Genomic DNA, 19,014 nt, shown 5'->3' on the forward strand with positions numbered 1-19,014 from the left:
GAATTCACGCGCCGGTTCCGGAGGTGGAGGGCGAGGTGACCGCGCTCGGCTCGCCTTCGGAGTCGTCCGTCGTCGGGGTGTTCGAGGTGGAGGGGCTCCGGGTGCTTTCCGCACGGTAGGTGTCCGCGACCTGCGAGCCCGCGGTACCCGCCGTCGGCAGGTGAGCCGCGGCAAACACGCTCGTCGCGACCACCAGCGCCGCCACCACCAGCGCCGCCACCGTCTCGACGCGCCTCAGGGGCGGTCCGGCAGGCGTTCGAGTGGGGGTCTCGCGCCGGCGCAGCTTTTCCATCGCACGGTGCCGGACTGCCTCGACGGTGCGCGGCGAAAGGGCGAGCGTCTCCGCGATCTCGGTCGTGGCGAGGTCCAGCCCGTACCGGAGCACGAGGACTTCGCGCTGCCGGCGGGACAGCCCGGCAAGCAGGGGGAAGCGCTCCCGCCCGGCCCGCTGCCGGGACAGCCGCACCACGGTCGTGTGGAGCAGGCGGACCGCCCGAAGGTGGTCGGTCAGGGTGTCCCGGCGCCGGTGGAGCCACCAGAAGGCCTCTTGGGCGACGTCCTCGGCATCGTCCGCGCCGAGCAGGCGTGCCAGCCGCGCGAGGCGGCCAAAGTACTGCGCGAACAACGCCCGGAACAACGCGTCCTGGTCGTGCGGCCCGGCCATCGGAGCATCTGTGGTCACGTCCCAGCCCACGCCCAGCCGGACCTGCCGGTTTAGTCCCACTTGCATGCGAAGAAACCCCGCGCCACGACAAGAGTCATGGTCACGGGGCTTCTTCGCTGGGTGGCGGGTGAGGGATTCGAACCCCCGTAGGCGTAAGCCAACTGGTTTACAGCCAGTCCCCTTTGGCCACTCGGGTAACCCGCCCAGGCCGGTCTCACCGGCCGGGGAGAAGCTTACCCAAGGGGCTTGAGCAGGGGTCAACCGGGATACCCCTCGCCCGGTGGGGGCTAGGCTGGGAGGCCCCTGACAAGCGAGTACGAGGTGTGAGGACACGTGGCGGATCCCTCTTTCGACGTCGTGAGCAAGGTCGACCGCCAGGAGGTGGACAACGCGCTCAACCAGGCGAGCAAGGAGCTGGGCACGCGGTTCGACTTCCGCGGCACGGGCACGACGATCAACTGGTCGGGCGAGGAGGCGCTCACGATCGAGTCCGAGACCGAGGAGCGCGCACTGGCCGCGATCGAGGTCTTCAAGGAGAAGCTGATCAAGCGCAACATCTCCCTGAAGGCCTTCGAAGCCGGCGAGCCGGCGCTGTCCGGCAAGATCTACAAGGTCTCGGGCAAGATCCTGCAGGGCATCGCATCGGACAAGGCGAAGCAGATCGCCAAGTACATCCGCGACGAAGGCCCCAAGGGCGTCCAGGCCCAGATCCAGGGCGACCAGCTACGGGTGTCGGGCAAGAAGAAGGACCAGCTGCAGGACGTGATCGCCTTGCTGAAGGGCAAGGACTTCGAGATCGCGCTGCAGTTCACCAACTACCGGTGACGCCGTCGCGGGCACCCGTACCCCGGGTGCCCGCTCAGGACGGTGTCAGCGTCCAGCTCGTCTCGTACCCCTCCACCTGCAGGTACGCCGGCCCCCGGACATCGCGATCCACCTGCACATCACCGATCTGGTTCAAGATCAGATCCCGGTCCTCCCCGGACACGGACATCACCCACAGCGCGACGTTCCCGCGCGTCTTCGCCGCGAACCGGATGCGCGCCACCCCCTCCGGCAGCCTCAGCACCGCGTCACCCTCGCCCGACGTCTCCTTGCCGGCCTCCGCCGTGGCCACGCTCCGGTAATCCGCGATCGTCGCCGTCCAGGGCGCGTTTGCGTGGACCGTCACCCTCTTCGCCGGCCTGGCCGGGTCCGTGTTCATCCACTTCGTGCCCTTGTACGCGCCGATCGCGTTGACCAGGCCGTGCTCGCTGCCGTCGGTGCCGACGATCACGTTGGATGTGCACTTCGGGCACTCGAACGTGAAGAAACCCACCTGGTCCGCCGGCCACGTCGTCGCGAACTCGCCGCTGTCCGTGCCCGTGTGCGTCTCCGGAGGCACATCACGCGGCACCGCAGGTGCCGTCGAAGAAGTCGAAGACGCCGGAGAAGCCGAGGTCGAAGGCGGCACGATTTCGCCGTAGCCGGTCGACGGCGCGCACGCCGGCGTCAGCACCAAGAGCAGCAGCAGGCCACTCAGCCGGATCCTCATGGTGATCTTTCGGCCCCGAACGCGGGAGCGTTACCCGAACGCGTGAATGCGCCCCGTGGCCGCCGCCCGACCGTGTTGTAATCGCGCGGTCACCGTGTGGAGGGGGTCGAGTTGCGCCGTTCGCTGGTCTTCGTGCTGACGCTCGCGGCCGTCGCCTCGCTGCTGACGCCGGCGGGCGCGGCCGAACGCAAGCAGCTCGTCCCCGGCTTCGGCGCCTACGCGCGCTTGATCCGGCTGGAGAACGGGCGGATCGTCGCCACGCTCACCAGCGAAGACGCCGGTGGCAAGTTCACGCCGGTCCTGGAGAGCACCGACGAAGGCGAGTCCTTCCACGAGATCGGCGAAATCCGCGACCCCGACGGCCGGTACGGGATGTGCTGCGGCACCGTCTACGAGCTGCCGCAACGGGTCGGCAAGCTGAGGGCGGGCACGCTCCTGTGGGCCGCGTCCTACCGGCAGGACGCCGGGCCGCAGCGCCGCCTCGGGATCCGCGTCTGGGCCAGCAAGGACGGCGGCCGCTCGTGGAGCTTCCTGTCCGAGGCCGCGCGGTCGCACAACATCGACGGCGTCTGGGAGCCCGAGTTCACCGTCGACGCCGGCGGCACACTCTGGCTCCACTTCGCCGACGAGACGCAGGCGCCGAAGTACGCGCAGGTGCTCAACCGGGTCGCCTCGACCGACGGTGTGCACTGGGGCACCAAGCAGCTCACCATGGCCATCCCGCCGGACCGCGTCCGGCCGGGCATGCCGATCATCCGGCGGCTGCCCGACGGCCGCTACTACTTCGCCTACGAGATCTGCAACTTCCGCGACCGCTACTGCGACCCGTACTTCAAGATCTCGGCCGACGGCGCCAACTGGGGCGATCCCGCCGACCCCGGTACCCGGGTCGGCACCGCGACCGGCAACTACTTCCAGCACGCGCAGACGATCACGCTGTTCCCCGGCGGCCCGAACGGCGTGCGGATCGTCATGGTCGGGCAGATCTACACCAACGCGGCAGGCGAGCCCCAGCCGAACAACGGCCAGGTGCTGCTCGCCAACGACGACTTCGGCAGCGGCCCCTGGTACGAACTGCCCGCTCCCGTGCACGTCTCCGGCATCTGGAACCACTTCTGCCCCAACTACTCCTCGACGCTGCTGCCGGTGGACGACGGCCGGAACGTGCTGGAGATCGCCACCGAGGACAACGGCGGCTGCAAGGCCTACTTCGGGAAGGGACCGGCCGTTCAGCCGTTCTCCACCGGCCCGGGGAGCCAGCCCGTAGGGTGGGGGTGACCGAGGACAGGGAGGCAGTTCATGAAGGGCATCGTGCTGGCCGGAGGCAGCGGGACGCGCCTGCACCCGATCACCCAGGCGGTGTCGAAGCAGCTGCTCCCGGTCTACGACAAGCCGATGATCTACTACCCGGTCTCGGTGCTGATGCTGGCCGGGATCCGCGAGATCCTCGTCATCTCCACCCCTACCGACCTGCCGATGTTCCGCAGGCTGCTGGGCAACGGCGACCAGTTCGGCGTCTCGTTCTCCTACGCCGAGCAGCCCAGCCCGAACGGGCTGGCCGAGGCCTTCGTGATCGGCGCGGACTTCATCGGCGACGACGACGTGGCGCTCGTCCTCGGCGACAACATCTTCTACGGCCAGGGCTTCTCCGGCCGCCTGCAGCAGGCCGTGCGGGAGCTCGACGGCTGCGTCCTGTTCGGCTACCCGGTCAAGGACCCCGAGCGCTACGGCGTCGGCGAAGTCGACGAGACCGGCAAGCTGCTCACCATCGAGGAAAAGCCGCTGAAGCCGCGCTCCAACAAGGCGATCACCGGCCTGTACTTCTACGACAACCGGGTCGTCGACATCGCCCGCGCGCTGACGCCGTCGGCGCGCGGTGAGCTCGAGATCACCGACGTCAACCTCACCTACCTGCGCGAGGACCGCGCCACGCTGGTCGAGCTCAGCCGCGGGTTCGCCTGGCTCGACACCGGCACGCACGACTCGCTGCTCGAAGCGGGCCAGTTCGTGCAGGTGCTGGAGCACCGGACCGGCGTGCGCATCGCGTGCCTCGAGGAAATCGCGCTGCGCATGGGCTTCATCGACGCCGACGAGTGCTACGCGCTGGGCGAGAAGCTGGCGAAGTCCGGCTACGGCGACTACGTCAAGGCAGTCGCCGTAGCAGCGGGAGCTTCGGCCTAGAACAGCTGCTCACGCAGCGTCGTTCCGGTGTACTCGGTCCGGAACACCCCGCGTTCCTGCAGGTGGGGGACGACTTTGTCGACGAACTCGTCGAGCCCGCCCGGTGTCAGGTGCGGCACCAGCACGAACCCGTCGGCGGCGTCGGACTGGACGTAATCGTCGATCGCCGCGGCCACCGTCGACGGCGTGCCGACGAACTGCTGGCGCGCGGTGGCCTCGATCACCAGCTCGCGGATCGAGAGCTTCTTCTCCTCCGCGATGGCCCGCCACCTCCGCGCCGTTTCCAGCGGGTCCTTCTCGTGGCGGACGCGGCCCCAGGTCAGCGGCTCGGCGTCCGGGTCGGGATCAACCTCCGGCAGCGGCCCGTCGACGTCGTAGTCCGACAGGTCGCGGCTCCACACCTGCTCGAGGAACTGGATCGCGGTGGCCGGGCGCACCTGCTGGAGCCGGATCTCGCGGGCGTTCTCCTCGGCTTCGGCGTCGGTGTCGCCGAGGACGAACGTCGCGGCCGGCATGATCAGCAGCTCGCCGTGTTCGCGGCCGTACGCGGCCAGGCGGCGCTTGACGTCGTGGAAGAACGCCTGGCCGTCTTCGAGGCTGCCGTGCCTGCTGAAGATGACATCCGCGGTCTTCGCGGCGAACTCCCGGCCCTCGTCGGAGTCGCCGGCCTGGATGACGATCGGCTGCCCCTGCGGCGTCCGCGGCAGCGTGAACTCACCCGCGATGTCGAACTGTGGCCCACTGTGGACGAACCGGCCCGGGTCGCGGGCGAAGACGCCGTTCTCCTTGTCCCCCACCAGGGTCCCGGGCGCCCAGCTGTCCCACAGCTCGCGCACGGTGGCGAGGAACTCTTCGGCGCGCGCGTAGCGGTCTTCCCGCTTGAGGAAGCCGCCGCGCCGGAAGTTCTGCCCGGTGAAGGCGTCCGGCGACGTCACGACGTTCCACGCCGCGCGCCCGCCGGAGAGGTGGTCGATGCTCGCGACCTGGCGGGCCACCTCGTAGGGCTCGTTGAACGTCGACGACAGCGTCCCGGCCAGGCCGAGGTGCGTCGTGACGGCCGACAGCGCGGCCAGCACCGTGGTCGTGTTGGGCCGCCCGACGACGTCGGAGTCGAGGATCTTGCCCGCGTGCTCCCGCAGCCGCAGGCCTTCGGCGAGGAAGAGGAAGTCGAACTTGCCGCGTTCGGCCGTGCGGGCCAGGTGCTCGAAGGACGCGAAGTCGATCTGGCTGCCCGAGGCCGGGTCGCTCCACACCGTGGTGTTGTTGACGCCGGGGAAGTGCGCGGCGAGCTTGACCTGCTTGGTCATCTCACACCCCCTGGTACTGGTTGGCTGCGGCACCGAGGCCGAGGTGCTCCCGCAAGGTGGTCCCCGTGTACCCGCTCCGGAACGCGCCCGCGGCCCGCAGGGCGGGCACGGCTTCGCCGGTGATCAGGTCGAGGTCGTCGGGCAGGACGGCGGGGCGCAGGTGGAACCCGGCGACGCCGGTCTCGGCCGCCCAGCGCGGCAGCTCGGCGGCCAGCTGCGCCGGCGTGCCGGCGAACGACAGGCCCGCGGGTTCGAACGGGACCAAGGCGTCCAGTTCGCGCTGCCGGTCGCGGGCGCCCTGCCCGGTCTCGGCCAGCACGACCGACACCGTGGCCAGTACCTTCGCGCCGGGGTGCCGGGCGGCCGCGGCGCGGACCGCGTCGAGGTGGTCGGCCCTGGTCACGACCACGTCGGCACCGGATGCGTGCGGCGAGTCGCCGTAGACGGCGGTCACCGGGTGCCCCTGCGGCGGCCGCGGCGTGATCGACGGGCCCTTCACGCTGAAGAACCGGCCCTCGAAGTCGACGTAGTGCAGCTTCTCGCGGTCGATGAACCGGCCGGTCGCCGCGTCGCGGATGATCGCGTCGTCCTCCCAGCTGTCCCACAGCCGGGTGATGACGTCGAGGACCTCGGCCGTCTCGGCGTCGCCGTCCTCCGGCGAGGGAGCCGGGCGGCGGCCGAAGTGCGCGGCCTCGGCGGCCGTCAGGGACGGCACCGCCAGCACGCCGGCGCGGCCCCGGCTCGCGTAGTCCAGGGTCGCGACCGCCGTCGAGACGTGGAACGGCTCGGTGTGCGTGGTGGTGACGGTCGGGACCAGGCCGATCCGGCTGGTCACGGGAGCGATCGCGGACAGCGTGAGCAGCGCGTCGAGCCGTCCGATGACAGCACCGCCGACCCCGGAGCCGCCGGACTGCAGCGCGAGCGAGTCGTCGAGGGTGACGAAGTCGAGCGAAGCGGCTTCGGCGAGCTTCGCGTACTTCAGGTAGTGGCCGGCGGTGAACAGGGCGGCGGGCTCGACCGCGGAGATCCGCCACGCGGCCGGGTGGTACCCGGCCCCGTCGATGGCGACGCCCAGGTGCAGCTGTGCGGAAACCATGCCTGCGCAACTCCGCCGGCCGAGCCGGGATTCCCGCTCCCACCCACTGGGAAAAACTTCACTTTCCCTATGAAAGTGACGCCTGGGCGGGATCAGAACGGGCGGCGGGCCATCTCTTCGAGGCGGGCGATGCGGTCGGCGATCGGCGGGTGGGTCGAGAACAGCTTGCTCAGGCCCTCGCCGGGGCGGAACGGGTTCGCGATCATCAGGTGCGACTGCGAAACCAGCTGCGGCTCGGCGACCAGCGGCCGCGCCCGCGTTCCGGCGTCCAGCTTCCGCAGCGCCGAGGCCAGGCCCAGCGGGTCGCCGGTCAGCTCGGCGCCGGACGCGTCGGCCTGGTACTCCCGCGAGCGGCTCACGCCCATCCGGATGACGGCCGCCGCGATCGGCCCGACGAAGATCAGCAGCAGGCTGAGCAGGGGGTTCCCGTCGCGGTTGCTGCCGCCGAAGAACAGCGCGATGTTCGCGAGCACGCTGATCACGCTGGCCAGCGCGCCGGCGACGCACGAGATGAGGATGTCGCGGCTGTAGACGTGCGACAGCTCGTGGCCGAGCACGGCCCGCAGCTCCCGCTCGTCGAGCAGCTCGAGAATGCCGGTCGTGCAGCACACGGCGGCGTGCCGCGGGCTGCGGCCGGTGGCGAACGCGTTCGGCGCGACCGTCGGGCTGAGGTACAGCTGCGGCATCGGCTGGCGGGCGACCTGCGCGAGCTCGCGCACGATCCGGTACATCACGGGCTGCTCGACCTCGGACACCGGCCGCGCCCGCATCGCGCGCAGCGCCAGCTTGTCGGAGCTGAAGTAGGCGAACGCGTTCATCCCGAGGGCGACGAGCAGGCCGATGACCAGCGCTCCGCGGCCGAAGAGCCCGCTGAGCGCGACGACGATCGCCGACAGCAGGCCGAGCAGCAATGCCGTCTTCAGTCCGTTCCGGTGCCCGTGCACGCTCGCCTCCGTCCGCTGTCGTCCCGAGTGGGTTTACCCAGTGGAAACAACGCGATCGGGGGACGCGAAGTTCCTTCACGTGGGGATCGCGCGGGTTACGCTCGGACGGCGGATGATCAGGAGCGGAGGCGCCGATGCGAGGTCGCCGGCTACCCCGGAGGACGCTGTTCGCGCTGGTCACGGCGGGCGCGGGCGCCCTCGTCCGGCCCGGGGTGGCGCGCGCCGCCACCGTCCGGTCGATCGACGTCGGCGGGGCACCGGACGCGGTCGCGGTGCACCCGCACACCGGCCTCGGGTACGTCACGGATGCCCAGGCCGGGACGGTCTCCGCGGTGGATCCGCGCAGCGTTTCGGTCGCCGAGGTGATCCACGTCGGTGGCGCGCCCGGCGACGTCGCGATCGACCCGAGGGCCGGCCGGATCTACGTCGCGAACCCGCCGGCGGGCACCGTGGTGGCGCTGGACGCCCGGACCCACGACCTGGTGAGCGTAATCGGCGCGGGGACCGGTGCCTCGGCACTGGCGGTCGACAGGGACGCCAACCGGGTCTACGCGGTCAGCGGCGCCACCGGGACGCTCGCCGTGCTCGACGGCGCGAGCTGCACGCTGGCGGCACTCGTGCCGGGCCCGAAGCCGGCCCTCACCGGGATCGGCCTCGACCCCGTCCGTGCGCTGGCCTACTGCGCGAGCACCGCCACCGACTCGGTCGAGGTGTTCTCGATCGGCACGGCGGAGTTCGTCGCTTCGGTGCCGGTCGGACGCAACCCGACCGGCGTCGCGGTGCACCACGCGAGCGGCACGGTCTACGTCGCCAACTCCGGCATCCACCACATGTCCATTGTGGATGGCGAGACGCACGCCGAGCGCAAGACCGTGTTGCTGCGCAGCGAATCCTCCGCGCTGGCCGTGCACCAGGGCACGAACACGGTGTACACCAACGGCGGCCAGAACGGGCTCACGCGCGTCGACGGCGCGACGGGCACGCTGAGCGGCGAGCTGTCGCTGGGCGTCAACCCCGGCGACGTCGCCGTCGACCAGCGCACGCGCACGGTGTGGGTCACCGATCCCCTGCACGGGCGAATCTTCCTCGTCCGCGATTTCTGACCGGCCGGCTGGGGCCACTCCAGGTATACGGTCGAAACCATGAAACTCGGACTGCAGATCCCCGACTTCACCTGGCCGAACGGAGCGTCCGCGTTGGGCGCCGACCTCGCCGCCGTCGTCCGCGCGGGTGATCAAGCCGGCTTCGACTCCATCGCCGTGATGGACCACTTCTTCCAGATCGGTGCGGTCGGCCCGACCGAAAACGACATGCTCGAGGCGTACACCACCCTCGGCTTCATCGCGGCGCACACCGAGCACGCGAAGCTGCTCACCGTCGTCACCGGCGTGCTCTACCGGCACCCCGGCCTGCTCGCCAAGGCGATCACGACCCTGGACGTGCTGTCGGGCGGCCGCGCGGTCCTCGGCATCGGCGCGGGCTGGAACGAGGAGGAGTCCCGCGGGCTGGGATTCCCGTTCCCGTCCGTGGCCGAGCGGTTCGAGCTGCTGGAGGAGAACCTCCAGTACGTGCTGCAGATGTGGGCCGACGGCGACGCGCCGTTCAAGAGCAAGCACTTCGACGCTTCCCGGTTGCTGAACGTGCCGCAGGCGCTGTCGAAGCCGCGGCCGCTGATCATGATCGGTGGCGGCGGTGAGAAGAAGACCCTGAAGCTCGTCGCCAAGTACGCCGACGCGTGCAACCTGTTCAACGGCCCGGACCTGGAGCACAAGCTCGACGTGCTGAGGCAGCACTGCGAGAACGAGGGCCGCGACTACGACTCGATCGTCAAGACCGTCTACCACGTCCTCGACGTCGGCGAGAACGGCGAGAAGGCCGGTGAACTGCTGGCCGAGCTGGAGCGGCTGAACGGGCTCGGCATCCAGGTCGCCCTCGGCGCGGTGCCGCACGTCCACCGGCCGGCGGTGCTCGAGAAGTTCGCCACCGACGTCATCCCCGCCGCCGAGAAGCTCGGCTGACCCCACCTTCCGCCGGAGCCCTTTCCGCCGTCCGGCGGGGAGGGCTCCGGCGCGTTCAGCCGTCCTTGGCGACCCCGCCTCAGGCCGGCCCCGGAGCAGGTCCACTGTGGACGTTACGGGTACGGACGAGCACGGTTGGTGATCCTCGCCACAGTTGGCCCATCCAGGTTGCGGTTCCGAATCGGTCCACCGGCGGCTCCCGCGTCGCTGTAACGACCTCCCGGCGCCGGTCGACGTGTCAGGTGCACATCGCGACCGCGAGCCAAGGAGCCTGGTAGATGACCACATGTCGACTCTGCGGTTCGACAAACACGGCCGGCGTCGTCGACCTCGGTGCGACTCCCCCGTGTGAGCGATTTTTGACGGCGGAGCAGCTCGACGAGCCGGAAGCCACGTTCCCGCTCCACCTGAAGGTGTGCACCGACTGCTGGCTCGCCCAGATCCCGCCGCTGATCGACCCCGACGACACCTTCACCGAGTACGCGTACTTCTCGTCCTTCTCGACGTCCTGGGTCGAGCACGCGAAGCGCTTCGTCGACGGCGCGGTCGACCGGCTCGGGCTCGGGGAAAAGTCGTTCGTCGTCGAGGTCGCGAGCAACGACGGATACCTGCTCAAGCACGTCGTCGGGCACGGGATCCGGTGTCTGGGCGTGGAACCTTCGGTGAACGTCGGGCAGGCCGCGCGCGACGCCGGCGTGCCCACCCTGACGGCCTTCCTCTCCGAGGAAACCGGCCTGAAGGTGCGCGAAGAGCACGGGCCGGCCGACCTCGTGGCCGCGAACAACGTCTACGCGCACATCCCCGACGTCCTCGGCTTCACCAAGGGCCTGCGTGCGCTGGTCGCGGACGACGGCTGGGTCTCCATCGAGGTCCAGCACCTGCTCACGCTGATCGAGGAGAACCAGTACGACACGATCTACCACGAGCACTTCCAGTACTACACGGTCGAATCCGCGCGCCGGGCCCTGGCGACCGGCGGCCTCACCGTGGTCGACGTCGAACTGGTGCCGACGCACGGCGGCTCGATCCGGCTGTGGGCGCGTCCGGCCGAGGTGGCGGGCGAGCCCAGCGAGCGGATGACCGACGTGCTGGAGCGCGAAAAAGCGGCCGGGCTGCACGAGCTGTCCGGGTACACCGAGTTCGCCGAGCGCGTCACCCGCGTGCGGCTGGACCTGCTGAAGTTCCTCATCGAGGCGCGGGGCGACGGGAAGACCGTCGTCGGCTACGGCGCCCCGGGCAAGGGCAACACCCTGCTGAACCACTGCGGCATCCGGACGGACCTGCTGCAGTACACGGTCGACCGCAACCCGTACAAGCACGGCCGGTTCACCCCCGGCACGCGCATCCCGGTGCTGGCTCCGGAACGGATCGAAGCGGACCGGCCCGACTACGTGCTCGTCCTCCCGTGGAACCTCCGGGAGGAACTGACCGAACAGCTTTCGTTCGTGGGTGCCTGGGGCGGAAAACTCGTGTTCCCCATTCCCCGCCTGGAAATCGTCGAGGTGCAGTGAAGTGAAGGTCGTCCTCTTTTGCGGTGGTTACGGGATGCGGATGCGCAACGGCGCGGCCGACGACATCCCGAAGCCGATGGCGATGGTCGGTCCCAGACCGCTCATCTGGCACGTGATGCGCTACTACGCGCATTTCGGCCACACTGAATTCATCCTGTGCCTCGGTTACGGCGCGGCGCACATCAAGAACTTCTTCCTGTCGTACGAAGAGACGATTTCGAACGACTTCGTCCTCCGCAACGGCCAGGCCGAACTGCTCTCGACCGACATCGCGGACTGGACGATCACGTTCGTGCAGACCGGGATCGAGTCGCCGATCGGCGAGCGCCTCCGCCGCGTCCGCGACCACCTCGACGGCGACGAGATGTTCCTCGCGAACTACGCCGACGTCCTTTCCGACGTGCCGCTGCCGGAGATGATCGACCGCTTCGAGAAGTCGGACGCGGGCGCGTCGATGATGGTCGTCCCGCCGCAGTCGTCGTTCCACTGCGTCGAAATGGACGAAGGCGGCATGGTCGGCTCGATCACCGCGGTGAGCGAAATGCCGCTGTGGGAGAACGGCGGCTACTTCGTGCTGCGGCAGGAAGTGTTCGACCACATTCCGGAAAACGGCGACCTCGTCGCCGACGGCTGCGGTGAGCTGGCCAAGCGCGGCCGGCTGCTCGCCTACCCGTACCGCGGGTTCTGGAAGCCGACCGACACGGTCAAGGAGCGGGCGGCGCTCGACTACGCCTACAGCCACGGCGACCGGCCTTGGGCGCTCTGGGAGCGCGCGGCCGTGAGCATCGCGTGATCGGGCTTCGACCGGAACGGCTCGGCAGCGTCGTCGCACTCGGCGCGCACTGCGACGACATCGCGATCGGCGCCGGCGGCACGCTGCTGACGCTGTGCCAGTCCCGGCCCGGCCTGCGGGTCGACGCCCTGGTCCTCTCCGGCGGCGGCACCGACCGCGAGGACGAGGAGCGGGCGGCGCTGGCGGCGTTCTGCCCCGGCGCGGACCTCTCCGTCACGGTGCTGAAACTGCGGGACGGGCGCTTCCCGGCCCACTGGGAAGAGGCCAAGGACGCCCTGGAAGACCTGCGGCGGCGGACCGACCCCGACGTCATCCTGGCGACGCGCACCGACGACGCGCACCAAGACCACCGCGGCCTGGCGAAGCTGGTGCCGACGACGTTCCGCAACCACCTGACGCTGGGCTACGAGATCGTCAAGTGGGACGGCGACCTCGGCCGCCCGTCGGTGTACCAGCCGCTGTCCGACGAGATCGCCGAAGAGAAGGTCCGGCTGCTGCAGGAGCACTACGCCTCGCAGCGGCACCGGCCCTGGTACGACCGCGAGGCCTTCCTCGGGCTGGCCCGCATCCGCGGGATCGAAGCCGCCGCGAAGTACGCCGAAGCGTTTTTCGCCAAAAAACTCACTCTCGACCTGAAGGGCTGAATCCGATGCGGGTGTTGCTGACGGGGCACAAGGGCTACCTGGGGACGGTGATGGCCCCGGTGCTCGCCGCCGCCGGCCACGAAGTCACCGGCCTGGACTCCGGGCTGTTCGAGGCCTGCCTGCTCGGGCCCGCCCCCGCCGACCCGGCCGGGCACGCCGTCGACCTGCGGGACGTCACCGCTTCGCACGTTGCCGGCTTCGACGCGGTCATCCACCTGGCCGCGCTGTCGAACGACCCGCTCGGCTCGCTCGCGCCGGAGCTGACCTACGACATCAACCACCACGCGTCGGTGAAGCTCGCGAAGCTGGCGAAGGACGCCGGCGTCCAGCGGTACCTCTACGCGTCGACCTGCTCGGTGTACGGGGCCGGCGGCGACAACCTCGTCGACGAGGACGCGCCGCTGAAGCCGGTGACGCCGTACGCGGAGTCGAAGGTGCGCGTCGAAGCCGACGTCCACGAGCTCGCCGACGACGATTTCACGCCGGTGTACATGCGCAACGCGACGGCGTTCGGCTACTCGCCCCGCCTGCGCGGCGACATCGTGCTGAACAACCTGACCGCGCACGCCCACCTCTCCGGGGAGGTGCTGGTGCTCTCCGACGGCACGCCGTGGCGGCCGCTGGTGCACGCCCAGGACATCGCGCGCGCGTTCACGGCGGCTCTGACGGCACCGAAGGAGGCCGTGCACAACAAGGCCTTCAACATCGGCACCGAGGAGAACAACGTCACCGTCGCCGAGATCGCGCAGGAGGTCGTCGAGGCCGTGCCGGGCTCGACGCTGAACATCACCGGCGAGGCGGGCGCCGACCCGCGGTCGTACCGGGTCGACTTCTCGCGCTTCCGCGAAGCCATCCCCGGCTTCGCCTGCGAATGGTCGGTCAAGGACGGCGCCGTCGAGCTCATCGAGGCCTACCGCAAGTTCGGGCTCACCCGGGAGTCGTTCCAGCAGCTGTTCACCCGGCTGGCCTGGCTGAAGAGCGAGGGCGAAGCCGGCCGCGTCGACACCACCCTGCGGCGGAAGTAGTGGCGGGCCCGCAGCTGCGGACCGGGGCGGACCTGCACGCCCTGGTCGAGCGGCTGTACCCGATCTGCCGCAGCATCACCGGCGACGGCGTGCGGCAGACCCTGGACATCATCGGCGAGCACATCGCACTCGAGCGGCACGAGGTGCCGACGGGCACGGCCGTGCTGGACTGGACGATCCCGCAGGAGTGGAACATCCGCGACGCCTACGTCGCCGCTCCCGACGGCTCGCGCGTCATCGATTTCCAGGAGCTGAATCTGCACGTCGTCGGGTACAGCGTCCCGGTGTCGCGGCGGATGCCGCTGAGCGAGCTGCGGGAGCACCTGCACACGCTGCCGGACCAGCCGTCGTGGGTGCCCTACCGGACCAGCTACTACGCCCCAGCCTGGGGATTCTGCCTCGCGCAGGAGAAGCTGGACGCCCTGCCCGACGGCGATTACGACGTCGTCATCGACTCGACGCTGGCCGACGGTTCGCTGACGTACGCCGAGCACGTCGTGCCCGGCCGCGTCACCGACGAGGTCATCGTGTCCTGCCACGTGTGCCACCCGTCGCTGGCGAACGACAACCTCGCCGGCATCGCGGTGGCGATTTCGCTGGCCCAGCAGCTGGCTCTTTCTCAGCCGCACTACACGTACCGCTTCCTGTTCATGCCGGGCACGATCGGCTCGATCACGTGGCTGGCACGCAACTCTTCCCGGATCGAGAAGGTCAAGCACGGGCTGGTGCTGGCGTGTGCGGGCGACCCGGGCTCGTTGACGTACAAGAAGTCCCGCCGCGACGACGCCGAGATCGACCGGGTCATGCAGCACGTGCTGCGGTCGCGGGAGCATCGAGTCGTCGACTTCTCGCCGTACGGCTACGACGAGCGCCAGTTCTGCTCGCCGGGCTTCAACCTCGGCGTCGGCTCGCTGACGCGCACGCCGTACGCGGGCTACCCCGAGTACCACACCTCCGCCGACAACCCGAGTTTCGTCTCACCGGTGGCCATGGAGGACACACTCGGTGTTTTGAAGGACGCGTTCGGCGTCCTGGACCGCAACCGCCGGTACGTCAACCTCAGCCCGTACGGCGAGCCGCAGCTCGGCAAGCGCGGCCTGTACGACTCCCTCGGCGGCCGCAGCGACGCCAAGCAGGCCCAGATGGCGATGCTGTGGGTGCTCAACCTCTCCGACGGTTCGCACAGCCTGCTCGACATCGCCGAGCGCGCCGGCCTGCCGTTCGACATCGTCGACGTCGCGGCCCGCGCCCTCCACGACGCCGGTCTGGTCAAGGAGTGAGCGACGTGGCCAACCATCGCCGGGCGCCGCGCTCGATCTTCCGGTCGGGCGCGGCACGCGCGATGGCCGGGCGGTTGAGCTGGGGCCTCGGCGACCAGGCCGTGTCCAGCCTGACCAACTTCGCCGTCGGGCTGTACGTGGCCCGCTCCCTCGGCACGTTCGCGTTCGGCATCTTCAGCCTCGCCTGGGTCACCTACGGCGTGGTGCTCAACATCTCGCGCGGCCTCGCCACCGACCCGCTGATGGTGCGCTTCAGCGCCGTGCCGGAGGACCGGTGGCGGGCGGGCGTGGCGAGCGCGTCCGGCACCGCGATCGGCGTCGGCTGCGTGACCGGGCTGGTCAGTCTCGTGGCCGGGCTGGCCGCGGGTGGCCCGCTCGGCAACGCGTTCATCGCGCTCGCCGTCGTCCTGCCCGGCCTGCTGCTGCAGGACGCCTGGCGCTTCGCGTTCTTCGCCCACGGGCAGGGCAAGAAAGCGTTCCTCAACGACGTCGTGTGCGGCATCGTGCTGCTCCCGGCCCTGTTCGTCGCCGGCCGGATCGGGACGGTCGTCGCGTTCGTGCTGGCCTGGGGCATCGCCGCCGCCCTCGCCGCGGTCTACGGCTGGTTCCAGACCGGCATCCTCCCGCACCCGCGCGAGCTCGCCGGCTGGCTCCGTTCCCAGCGCGACCTCAGCGTCCGGTACCTCGTCGAGAACGTCAGCAACAGCGGCGCGTCGCAGCTGCGGGCCTACGGCCTCGGCGCCATCACCGGCATCACCGCCGTCGGTGCGGTCCGCGGCGCCGAACAGCTCCTCGGCCCGTTCCTGGCCCTGCTCATGGGGCTGTCCCTGGTCACCGTCGCCGAGGGCGCGCGGGTGCTTCAGCGGGCGCCGCACCGGCTGAAGCACTTCTGCGTGATCCTCGGTGGCGGGCAGGCCGCCGCCGCGCTGTGCTGGGGCCTCGGCCTGCTGCTCCTGGTCCCCGACAGCGCCGGCCGGTGGGTGATGGGCTCGGTGTGGGACTCGGCGTCGCCGCTGATCCTGCCGGTGACCCTCGCCGTGGTCGGCGCGAGCTTCGCCACGGGTGCCGCGGCCGGGCTCCGTACCCTGGGCGCCGCACCGCGGAGCCTGCGGTCGCAGCTGATCGCCTCCCTGTTCTACGTCACCTTTGGCATCGCGGGCGCGTTCCTCGGCGGCGCGGCCGGGTCCGCGTGGGGCGTCGCGGCGGCCACCCTCAGCGGGTCCGTCGTCTGGTGGTTCCAGCTGCGCCTGGGGCTGCGCGAGTACGTGCCGCCGGGCGCCGACGAGCCCACCGTGGTGTTCGAGCCGATCAAAGAGCCGATCAAGGAATGAGGACTCCATGACCACCGTCCCGCGGCTGAGCCTCGGCCTCCCGGTGTACAACGGCGAGGAGTACCTCGCCGAGTCGCTGGACGCCCTGCTCGGCCAGACCTACGAAGACTTCGAGCTGATCATCTCGGACAACGCCTCCACCGACGGCACCGACGAGATCTGCCGCCGCTACGCCGAGAAGGACTCGCGGATCCGCTACGTCCGCCAGCCGAAGAACATCGGCGCGACGCCGAACCACAACTTCGTGTTCGACGTGTCCCGCACCGAGCTGTTCAAGTGGGTCTCCCACGACGACCTGTACGCCCGCGACCTGCTCAAGCGGTGCGTCGAGGCCCTCGACGAGCGCCCGGACGTCATCCTCGCCCACTGCGACCAGGCGATCATCGACGGCGACGGCCGCATCGTCCAGCCGCTCGAGTACACGCTGAACACCGCGTCCCCGCACGCCCCGGACCGCTTCCGCAGCATCCTGTTCGAGCCGGGCGGCGACGACTTCTACGGCGTCATCCGCGCCGACGTCCTCCGCCGCGTCAAGCCGCTCGACAGCTACCACCACGCCGACCGGACGTACTCGGCCGAGATGGCCCTGCACGGCCCGTTCCACCAGGTGCCCGAGCTGCTCTACTTCCGCCGCGACCACCCCGGCCGCGCGGAACGGGCCAACCCGACCATCCGGAGCCGGTGCGCGAATCTGGACCCGCGGCGCGCGAACCGGCTCCGGAACCCCACCGTCCGCCTGCTCGGCGAGTACGTCTACGGGTTCGCGGACCTGATCCGCCGCGCGCCGATCTCGGCCGCCGACAAGCGCGAGTGCTTCGGCCACCTCGGCGCCTGGCTGACCAACCGGGCCCGCTCCGGCCACGGCGAGCGCGTCGAGGACCGCGCACCGACCGCCTCGGACGTCGCCACGGTCAACGAGATCGTGGCCGGCCGGGAAGGCAGGCTCGCGTGAAGCGTGCGCCCCGCGTCGGCGTGTTCGGCCTGCTCGGCTCGGGCAACCTCGGCAACGACGGTTCCCTCGAAGCCGTGCTCGGCTACCTGCGCGCCGAGTACCCGGACGCGGTGCTGAGCGCCCTGGTGGGCGGTCCGGAACTCGTCCGCGAGCGGTACGGCCTCGACACAACGCCGCTGCACTGGAACCAGTCCGAGTACGAGACGGCGTCCGGCCTGCGCTCCGTCGTCCTCAAGGGTTTCGGCAAGCTCGTCGACATCGCCCGCACCGCGGCCTGGGTCCGGAAGCAGGACGTCGTCATCGTGCCCGGCATGGGCGTGCTCGAAGCGACGCTTCCGCTGCGTCCCTGGGGTTTCCCGTATTCGCTCTTCCTCCTCTCCGCCACCGGGCGGCTCTTCGGCACCAAGGTGGCGCTCGTCTGCGTCGGCGCCAACGAGATCAGCGCCCGGGCGACGCGGACACTGGTCCGCTGGTCCGGCCGGCTGGCCGCCTACCGCTCCTACCGCGACGACATCTCACGCGACGCCATGCGCGCCATGGGCGTCGACACGAGTGCCGACCAGGTCTATCCCGACCTCGCCTTCTCCCTTCCCACCCCGGACGCCACCGGCGCGCCGGGCACCGTCGGTGTCGGGGTGATGGCCTACTACGGCGGCAACGACGACCGCGCCGACGGCGACCGCATCTACCGCCACTACGTGGACACGATGAACCGTTTCGTCGCGTGGCTCGTTGACCAGGGCAGACCCGTCCGGCTGTTCATCGGCGACCGGATCGACCGGCAGGTCGTCGACGAGATCATCGAGAAGACCGCTTCCCCGCTGGTGACGGCGGCTTCGGCAGAGACCCTGGACGAGCTGATGCACGAGATGGCGGCGGTGGACAGCGTGGTGGCCACGCGCTACCACAACGTGCTCTGCGCCCTGAAGGTCGCGAAACCGACCGTAGCGATCGGGTACGCACCGAAGAACGACGTGCTCATGGCGGAGATGGGCCTCGACGGCTTCACCCAGCGGGCGAAGACCGTCCGCTTCGACCGGCTCGTCGAGCAGTTCACCGAACTGGAGAACCGCTCGGCCGAACTGCGCCAGACGCTCCTGGAACGGAACGAGATGAACGCACAACGCCTCAAGGACCAGTTCGCCGCCCTTTCGGCGGCCCTCTTCGGGGGTGGGCGATGAAGGCCATTCCGGTGCCCGAGATCGACGGGGCGTATCTGTTCGAACCCACCCCGCACGCGGACCAGCGCGGGTTTTTCAGCCGGACGTTCGACCGCGACGTCGTCGCATCGGTGGGCATCGACCCGGACGGCTTCGTCCAGGACAGTCTTTCCCGTTCCCGCAAGGGTGTTGTCCGCGGGATGCACCTGCGCGGCGGGGCCGGCGAAGCGAAGCTGGTGCGGTGTTCGCACGGCGCGGTCTTCGACGTCGTGGTGGATCTCCGACCGGATTCGCCGACATTCCGGAACATCAAAACGTTCGAACTTTCCGGGGACACCCAGGTTTCCGTGTACATCCCGGCGGGGTGCGCGCACGGATTCCAGTCACTCACGGATCCCTCCGACGTTTCGTACCGTATCGATCGGGCGCACGATCCGGCGGAGGACATCACAATCTCGTACAAAGACCCTGAATTGGACATTTCCTGGCCACTGTCGGTCACAATGGTCAGTGACCGGGACGAACGGGCGCCGTCTCTCGGAGAGGCGTTGAAACCAACGAGGTGAGCCACGAC

The 19,014-nt window shown here is 69.9% G+C and carries 19 protein-coding genes and 1 tRNA gene; 14 read left to right on the plus strand and 6 right to left on the minus strand.

Annotated elements, in window-relative coordinates; genetic code table 11:
* Positions 1-4: 4 nt before the first annotated feature.
* Together Q5425_RS42290 and Q5425_RS42295 are read right to left on the minus strand one after the other, a co-directional pair.
* Positions 5-730 (minus strand): sigma-70 family RNA polymerase sigma factor, encoded by a 726-nt coding sequence (locus Q5425_RS42290; protein ID WP_308678073.1) that lies wholly within the window; start codon positions 728-730, stop codon positions 5-7.
* A 55-nt stretch (positions 731-785) separates the two neighbouring features.
* Positions 786-868 (minus strand) — tRNA-Tyr (locus tag Q5425_RS42295).
* Positions 869-997: 129 nt separating this feature from the next.
* On the opposite strand from Q5425_RS42295, the gene Q5425_RS42300 reads away from it, so the two are divergent.
* Complete coding sequence (locus Q5425_RS42300; protein WP_308678074.1) at positions 998-1,489, plus strand: YajQ family cyclic di-GMP-binding protein; 492 nt, start codon at positions 998-1,000, stop codon at positions 1,487-1,489.
* A gap of 34 nt (positions 1,490-1,523) precedes the next feature.
* On the opposite strand, the gene Q5425_RS42305 is transcribed toward Q5425_RS42300, so the two are convergent.
* Entirely contained in the window at positions 1,524-2,198 is a 675-nt protein-coding gene (locus Q5425_RS42305) for a hypothetical protein (RefSeq protein WP_308678075.1), read from the minus strand.
* A 111-nt stretch (positions 2,199-2,309) separates the two neighbouring features.
* Here Q5425_RS42305 and Q5425_RS42310 point away from each other — a divergent pair, with 111 nt between their 5' ends.
* Positions 2,310-3,476: a sialidase family protein gene (locus tag Q5425_RS42310; protein WP_308678076.1), complete on the plus strand. Its 1,167-nt coding sequence runs from the start codon at positions 2,310-2,312 to the stop codon at positions 3,474-3,476.
* Between the two features lie 21 nt (positions 3,477-3,497).
* Positions 3,498-4,379, plus strand: a complete 882-nt coding sequence (rfbA, locus tag Q5425_RS42315; RefSeq protein ID WP_308678077.1) for a glucose-1-phosphate thymidylyltransferase RfbA — start codon at positions 3,498-3,500, stop codon at positions 4,377-4,379.
* Here the strand turns inward: rfbA and Q5425_RS42320 are convergent.
* The 3 genes from Q5425_RS42320 to htpX form a co-directional block, all read right to left on the minus strand.
* The gene (locus Q5425_RS42320) at positions 4,376-5,686 is read right to left on the minus strand and encodes an NtaA/DmoA family FMN-dependent monooxygenase (protein ID WP_308678078.1); all 1,311 of its coding nucleotides are present in this window, start codon (positions 5,684-5,686) and stop codon (positions 4,376-4,378) included. The genes rfbA and Q5425_RS42320 overlap by 4 nt on opposite strands.
* 1 nt (position 5,687) lies before the next feature.
* Positions 5,688-6,782 (minus strand): LLM class flavin-dependent oxidoreductase, encoded by a 1,095-nt coding sequence (locus tag Q5425_RS42325; RefSeq protein ID WP_308678079.1) that lies wholly within the window; start codon positions 6,780-6,782, stop codon positions 5,688-5,690.
* 92 nt (positions 6,783-6,874) lie between these two features.
* Entirely contained in the window at positions 6,875-7,726 is an 852-nt protein-coding gene (gene htpX, locus Q5425_RS42330; protein ID WP_308678080.1) for a zinc metalloprotease HtpX, read from the minus strand.
* A 134-nt stretch (positions 7,727-7,860) separates the two neighbouring features.
* Between htpX and Q5425_RS42335 the strand changes: the two genes are divergently transcribed.
* The 11 genes from Q5425_RS42335 to Q5425_RS42385 all read left to right on the plus strand — a co-directional run bounded on the left by Q5425_RS42335 (position 7,861) and on the right by Q5425_RS42385 (position 19,006).
* Positions 7,861-8,829 carry a hypothetical protein gene (locus Q5425_RS42335; RefSeq protein WP_308678081.1) on the plus strand — a complete coding sequence of 323 codons (969 nt, stop codon included), beginning with the start codon at positions 7,861-7,863 and terminating at the stop codon, positions 8,827-8,829.
* A gap of 39 nt (positions 8,830-8,868) precedes the next feature.
* The gene (locus Q5425_RS42340) at positions 8,869-9,744 is read left to right on the plus strand and encodes an LLM class F420-dependent oxidoreductase (protein ID WP_308678082.1); all 876 of its coding nucleotides are present in this window, start codon (positions 8,869-8,871) and stop codon (positions 9,742-9,744) included.
* Positions 9,745-10,022: 278 nt separating this feature from the next.
* Positions 10,023-11,255 carry a class I SAM-dependent methyltransferase gene (locus Q5425_RS42345; protein ID WP_308678083.1) on the plus strand — a complete coding sequence of 411 codons (1,233 nt, stop codon included), beginning with the start codon at positions 10,023-10,025 and terminating at the stop codon, positions 11,253-11,255.
* 1 nt (position 11,256) lies between these two features.
* Positions 11,257-12,048: a glucose-1-phosphate cytidylyltransferase gene (locus Q5425_RS42350; protein ID WP_308678084.1), complete on the plus strand. Its 792-nt coding sequence runs from the start codon at positions 11,257-11,259 to the stop codon at positions 12,046-12,048.
* Positions 12,045-12,692: a PIG-L deacetylase family protein gene (locus Q5425_RS42355; protein ID WP_308678085.1), complete on the plus strand. Its 648-nt coding sequence runs from the start codon at positions 12,045-12,047 to the stop codon at positions 12,690-12,692. Before Q5425_RS42350 ends, Q5425_RS42355 begins: the two co-directional genes overlap by 4 nt.
* 5 nt (positions 12,693-12,697) lie before the next feature.
* Positions 12,698-13,717, plus strand: a complete 1,020-nt coding sequence (locus Q5425_RS42360) for an SDR family oxidoreductase (protein WP_308678086.1) — start codon at positions 12,698-12,700, stop codon at positions 13,715-13,717.
* Positions 13,717-14,997, plus strand: a complete 1,281-nt coding sequence (locus tag Q5425_RS42365; protein WP_308678087.1) for a DUF4910 domain-containing protein — start codon at positions 13,717-13,719, stop codon at positions 14,995-14,997. The genes Q5425_RS42360 and Q5425_RS42365 overlap by 1 nt, the downstream gene beginning before the upstream one ends.
* Before the next feature lie 5 nt (positions 14,998-15,002).
* A complete protein-coding gene (locus Q5425_RS42370; protein ID WP_308678088.1) occupies positions 15,003-16,328 on the plus strand; it encodes a hypothetical protein in 1,326 nt (441 codons plus the stop codon).
* A gap of 7 nt (positions 16,329-16,335) precedes the next feature.
* Entirely contained in the window at positions 16,336-17,280 is a 945-nt protein-coding gene (locus Q5425_RS42375; RefSeq protein ID WP_308678089.1) for a glycosyltransferase family 2 protein, read from the plus strand.
* Entirely contained in the window at positions 17,277-18,461 is a 1,185-nt protein-coding gene (locus tag Q5425_RS42380; RefSeq protein ID WP_308678090.1) for a polysaccharide pyruvyl transferase family protein, read from the plus strand. Before Q5425_RS42375 ends, Q5425_RS42380 begins: the two co-directional genes overlap by 4 nt.
* Entirely contained in the window at positions 18,458-19,006 is a 549-nt protein-coding gene (locus Q5425_RS42385) for a dTDP-4-dehydrorhamnose 3,5-epimerase family protein (RefSeq protein ID WP_308678091.1), read from the plus strand. Before Q5425_RS42380 ends, Q5425_RS42385 begins: the two co-directional genes overlap by 4 nt.
* Positions 19,007-19,014: the final 8 nt, after the last annotated feature.

Source organism: Amycolatopsis sp. A133 (genome assembly GCF_031082405.1).
Lineage (GTDB): Bacteria > Actinomycetota > Actinomycetes > Mycobacteriales > Pseudonocardiaceae > Amycolatopsis.

What these genes read in the sequence shown, in the direction of transcription:
- Q5425_RS42290 (WP_308678073.1), bottom strand. Translation starts at nt 730, where the DNA reads ATGCAAGTGGGACTAAACCGGCAGGTCCGGCTGGGCGTGGGCTGGGAC.
- Q5425_RS42305 (WP_308678075.1), bottom strand. Translation starts at nt 2,198, where the DNA reads ATGAGGATCCGGCTGAGTGGCCTGCTGCTGCTCTTGGTGCTGACGCCG.
- rfbA (WP_308678077.1), top strand. Translation starts at nt 3,498, where the DNA reads ATGAAGGGCATCGTGCTGGCCGGAGGCAGCGGGACGCGCCTGCACCCG.
- Q5425_RS42320 (WP_308678078.1), bottom strand. Translation starts at nt 5,686, where the DNA reads ATGACCAAGCAGGTCAAGCTCGCCGCGCACTTCCCCGGCGTCAACAAC.
- Q5425_RS42325 (WP_308678079.1), bottom strand. Translation starts at nt 6,782, where the DNA reads ATGGTTTCCGCACAGCTGCACCTGGGCGTCGCCATCGACGGGGCCGGG.
- Q5425_RS42335 (WP_308678081.1), top strand. Translation starts at nt 7,861, where the DNA reads ATGCGAGGTCGCCGGCTACCCCGGAGGACGCTGTTCGCGCTGGTCACG.
- Q5425_RS42340 (WP_308678082.1), top strand. Translation starts at nt 8,869, where the DNA reads ATGAAACTCGGACTGCAGATCCCCGACTTCACCTGGCCGAACGGAGCG.
- Q5425_RS42345 (WP_308678083.1), top strand. Translation starts at nt 10,023, where the DNA reads ATGACCACATGTCGACTCTGCGGTTCGACAAACACGGCCGGCGTCGTC.
- Q5425_RS42360 (WP_308678086.1), top strand. Translation starts at nt 12,698, where the DNA reads ATGCGGGTGTTGCTGACGGGGCACAAGGGCTACCTGGGGACGGTGATG.
- Q5425_RS42375 (WP_308678089.1), top strand. Translation starts at nt 16,336, where the DNA reads ATGACCACCGTCCCGCGGCTGAGCCTCGGCCTCCCGGTGTACAACGGC.
- Q5425_RS42385 (WP_308678091.1), top strand. Translation starts at nt 18,458, where the DNA reads ATGAAGGCCATTCCGGTGCCCGAGATCGACGGGGCGTATCTGTTCGAA.